This window comes from Alcanivorax sp., assembly GCF_014762765.1.
In the GTDB taxonomy this organism is placed as follows: domain Bacteria; phylum Pseudomonadota; class Gammaproteobacteria; order Pseudomonadales; family Alcanivoracaceae; genus Alcanivorax.
Map to the genome: position 1 here is coordinate 1 of NZ_JABURH010000036.1, position 3,531 is coordinate 3,531.

Genomic DNA, 3,531 nt, shown 5'->3' on the forward strand with positions numbered 1-3,531 from the left:
ACCTGACCCTGCACAGCCTGGTGGTGGAGGACAATCGCCCGGAGCTGCTGCGGCTGTTGCTGGACGATGCCATCAGCCGTTTCCATGGTCACTATGATGCGTTGGTATGTGGTTTTTTTGCCCAGGACCCGCTGGCCCGGGTGCCAGCGAGTTACCGTCGCAGGCTGTTGCTCAGCGACCATTTTCTGGTGAGCTATGACGGCGATCCGCGAGACCAGCTCGACGGGCGCCTGCCCTATGTGGAGGTCGCTCGCCTGTGAGTGCCAGCGCAACAGACTACATCGGCATGTGGTACCGGGCCCGCGCCCGGCTCGGTATTGATGATCGTATCGAGTTTATCTTCATCACGCCGGGTACCGGCAAGCGCCATACCGTGGCGCTGCGCCATCGGGACCATGATGGCGTGGGGGGTATCGCCGAGTCCCTAAAGCGTATGGGGGTTCGTCAGCCAACCATGCCCCTCAGCCGTCAGACACGGGCGCCCTCGTTCTGGCGGCGCTGGCAGTCACGGCCGGAACAACGCCTGCCACAATCGCCACAATGGCGTGCTTTTGACGGGTCTCTGCAGGAACAGCCGGCTCAGCCACTGGTGCAGTGGCTGAGCCCGCAGCAGATCCGTGGGTTACGGCAGCGTGCCGACGCCCAGCGGGTGTCGCTCAACAGCCTGCTGTTGCTGGCTCTGCATCGTGCCGTGGCGGAGACCCTGATGACGGGCCCCGGCCCGGTGAGCTGGTGTTTCCCGGTGAATATGCGCGGGGTAGTGCCCATGGGGCGGCCGGGGATGAACCTGTCCAGCGCCTTTTATCTGACCGTGGATCGGGATGACACGCCAGAGCAGCTGGATCGCACTATCCGCTGCTACCTGAAAGCCAATATTCACTGGCGCTACTGGCACCTGGCCCGCATTGGCCGGGTGATCGGCCAGAGGGGGGTGGATTGGTTGTGTGGTCGCCTGCTTAACGGCCCCCAACACGCGGGGTCCTTTTCCAACCTGGGAGACTGGCAAATCGATTTTGTTTCTGGCGGCTTGCCTCCGGATACGGTGTTCGTTTGCTGCGGTCCGGGCAGCCCCAATCACCCGGTGGCTAATGGCATGATGATCGTCAACGGCAGCCTCAATCTGGCGCTGAAGCTGCACCCCTCCCTGGGGGCATCACAGGCGGTGGCCGAGCAATGCCTGCAACGCTGGGTTGAAGGGCTGGGAGTGACGGCATGAAACGGATTCTCAGTCTACGTGCGTTGGTGGCCCTGCTGGCGACCCTGGCCATGGGGCTGGCGGTGATCTCGCTCTATCTGGTGCCACCGGCTACCCCCACCCTGAAAACGGAAAACACCATACTCGCGCTGGATACCTGGCAAGTGGAATGGAAAGACGTGGTGATCCCGGTGCACAGTCAGGGCCTGGTTCGCGCTCGTCACGAATTACCCCTGAGTCTGGAAGTCTCCGGCCGGGTGCAGGAAGTATCGCCGCTGCTGGCGGACGGCGGGCGGGTCACTGCTGGCGAGGTACTGCTGAAACTGGACCCGGAGCCCTTTGCCCTGGAAGTCACCGCCCAGCAGAACGCGGTCCACGCCGCGCGCCTGCATCTGGAAGAAACCCGGGCGCGAGCGCGGGTGTCCGGGTCCTCCAAACGGTCCTCCGCACTGGGCCGTTTCGAGCCGCAACTGGACGAAGCCAACAGCCGGCTGGCCTCCGCCCGTGCCGGATTGCGCCAGGCCCAGCGTAACCAGGAACAGACCGAGCTGGTGGCGCCCATCAGCGGGCGGCTCAAAGCCGTGCAGGTGATGGCCGGTCAGCAGATTCAGGCCGGCAGTGTGCTGGCGCGGTTATATCAGGAAGACATGGTGGAAGTGCGTTTGCCGGTGCGCGATGAATGGCTGGCTCTGCTTGGCATCATGCCCGGCGATGAAACGACCCTGCGGCGGGTCAACGTTACCCTGCGCGGCCGCTTTGCCGGCCGCAATGGCCAGTGGCAGGGCAAGGTGGTGCGCCGTGAGGGCGGCCTGAACAAGAACCGCATGATGCATCTGATTGTCCAGGTCACCAATGCGCAAGACGGCCTGCCCCTGGAGCCCGGGGTGCTGGTGCAGGCGGAGCTGCGCGGCGCGCCGACGCGCAACGTCGCGATGCTGCCCCGGGCGGCTCAGGCCGGCGAAAATACGGTCTGGGTACTGGATAAGCACAAGCGCTTGCGTCGTCAGTCGGTGGCAGTGCTGCATCACGATGACGACTACCTCTACCTGCACGATGGAGTGACAGCGTCGTCACGGGTGGTACTGGCCGGTGACCTGCAACTGCTGGAAGGCATGCGTATCGATCCCCGCGTTCCTGCCAGTGGGCTGGCGGACCGTTCGGTGACTGAGACAGCCCTGTGAATCGCAGTATTGCCTGGTTCGCCCGTAACGGCGCAGTGGCCAACCTGCTGATGATCGCCCTGCTGCTGGCAGGGTTGATGGCCATTCCCCATACCCGCCAGGAAACCCTGCCCAACGTACCGCTGGATCGCATCGGCATCTATGTGGCCTGGCCCCAGGCTACTCCGGAAAGCGTGGAAGCCATGGTCTGCACGCCGGTGGAAACCGCCATCGACGATGTGGAAGGGGGCACCGAGCTGATCAGCGAAGCCCGCGAGGGGTTGTGCTCGGTGCAACTGGATGTGCTCAAGGGCCATGATACCCGCGCCGTGCTGGAGCAGATCCGTACCCGCCTGGAAGGGCTGGACACCTTGCCCCGCGACGCCGAGCGGCCCCGGGTGCAGGAGCTGATCGTGCGTAACCGGGTGGTGCGCTTGCTGCTCAGCGGCAGCCTTTCCCGCCAGGATATCTATCAGCTCGCTCACAATGTGCGCAGGCAGCTGCTCAATCATGAGGCGGTATCCAGCGTGGATATCGAGAACCTGCCGGAACGGGAAATGGCGCTGACCGTGGCGCGGGATGATCTCTACCGCTACCAGCTCACGCTCGAAGGCATGGCCGCCGCCGCCCGCGAGAGTGTGGAGCGTATTGCGGGCGGCTTGTTGCGCAGCGATCGGGGCGACTGGCTGCTGCAGACCGGTCAGCAGCCGGGGGATGCCACCGCCTACGAGCAGCTGGTGATCCGCCAGTCGGAGCAGGGTGACCTGCTGCGGCTGGGGGATGTGGCGCATATCGAGGACGGTTTCTCCCGGGACAGTCAGGCTGCCTGGCTGGACGGCCAGCCGGCGGTGGCCCTGGATGTCTACCGGGTGGGCGACCAGAACGTGCTGGACGTGGCCGGCGCGGTGAGCGGCTATCTGCAGGAAGCGGAGCTGCCCCGTGGCGTGGCCCTGCGGGTGTGGAGCGATGACGCCGCCCAGTTCCGTGAGCGCTCCCACCTGCTGTGGCGCAATGCCCTGCAGGGGCTGGTGCTGCTGACCCTGATGCTGGGGGTGTTTCTCACCCTGCGCCTGGCGGGCTGGGTGGCGCTGGGGATTCCGGTGTGCATGCTGGGCGCCTGTGCCTTGCTGCCGGTTCTGGGCGAATCCTTCAACACCATTTCCCTGTTCGCCTTTA

The 3,531-nt window shown here is 64.9% G+C and carries 3 protein-coding genes and 1 pseudogene; all 4 read left to right on the forward strand.

Going from position 1 to position 3,531, the window contains the following annotated elements; translation table 11 throughout:
- Positions 1-260: pseudogene (locus HUJ17_RS01150) on the forward strand (hypothetical protein); the annotation flags it as partial.
- Positions 257-1,216, forward strand: coding sequence for a hypothetical protein (locus HUJ17_RS01155; protein ID WP_290508983.1), 960 nt, complete (start codon positions 257-259; stop codon positions 1,214-1,216). The pseudogene HUJ17_RS01150 and the gene HUJ17_RS01155, both read left to right, overlap by 4 nt.
- Positions 1,213-2,376 (forward strand): efflux RND transporter periplasmic adaptor subunit, encoded by a 1,164-nt coding sequence (locus tag HUJ17_RS01160; RefSeq protein ID WP_290508984.1) that lies wholly within the window; start codon positions 1,213-1,215, stop codon positions 2,374-2,376. The genes HUJ17_RS01155 and HUJ17_RS01160 overlap by 4 nt, the downstream gene beginning before the upstream one ends.
- Positions 2,373-3,531, forward strand: a 1,159-nt coding sequence (locus HUJ17_RS01165; protein WP_290508985.1) for an efflux RND transporter permease subunit, incomplete at its 3' end; no start/stop codon positions are given. The genes HUJ17_RS01160 and HUJ17_RS01165, both read left to right, overlap by 4 nt.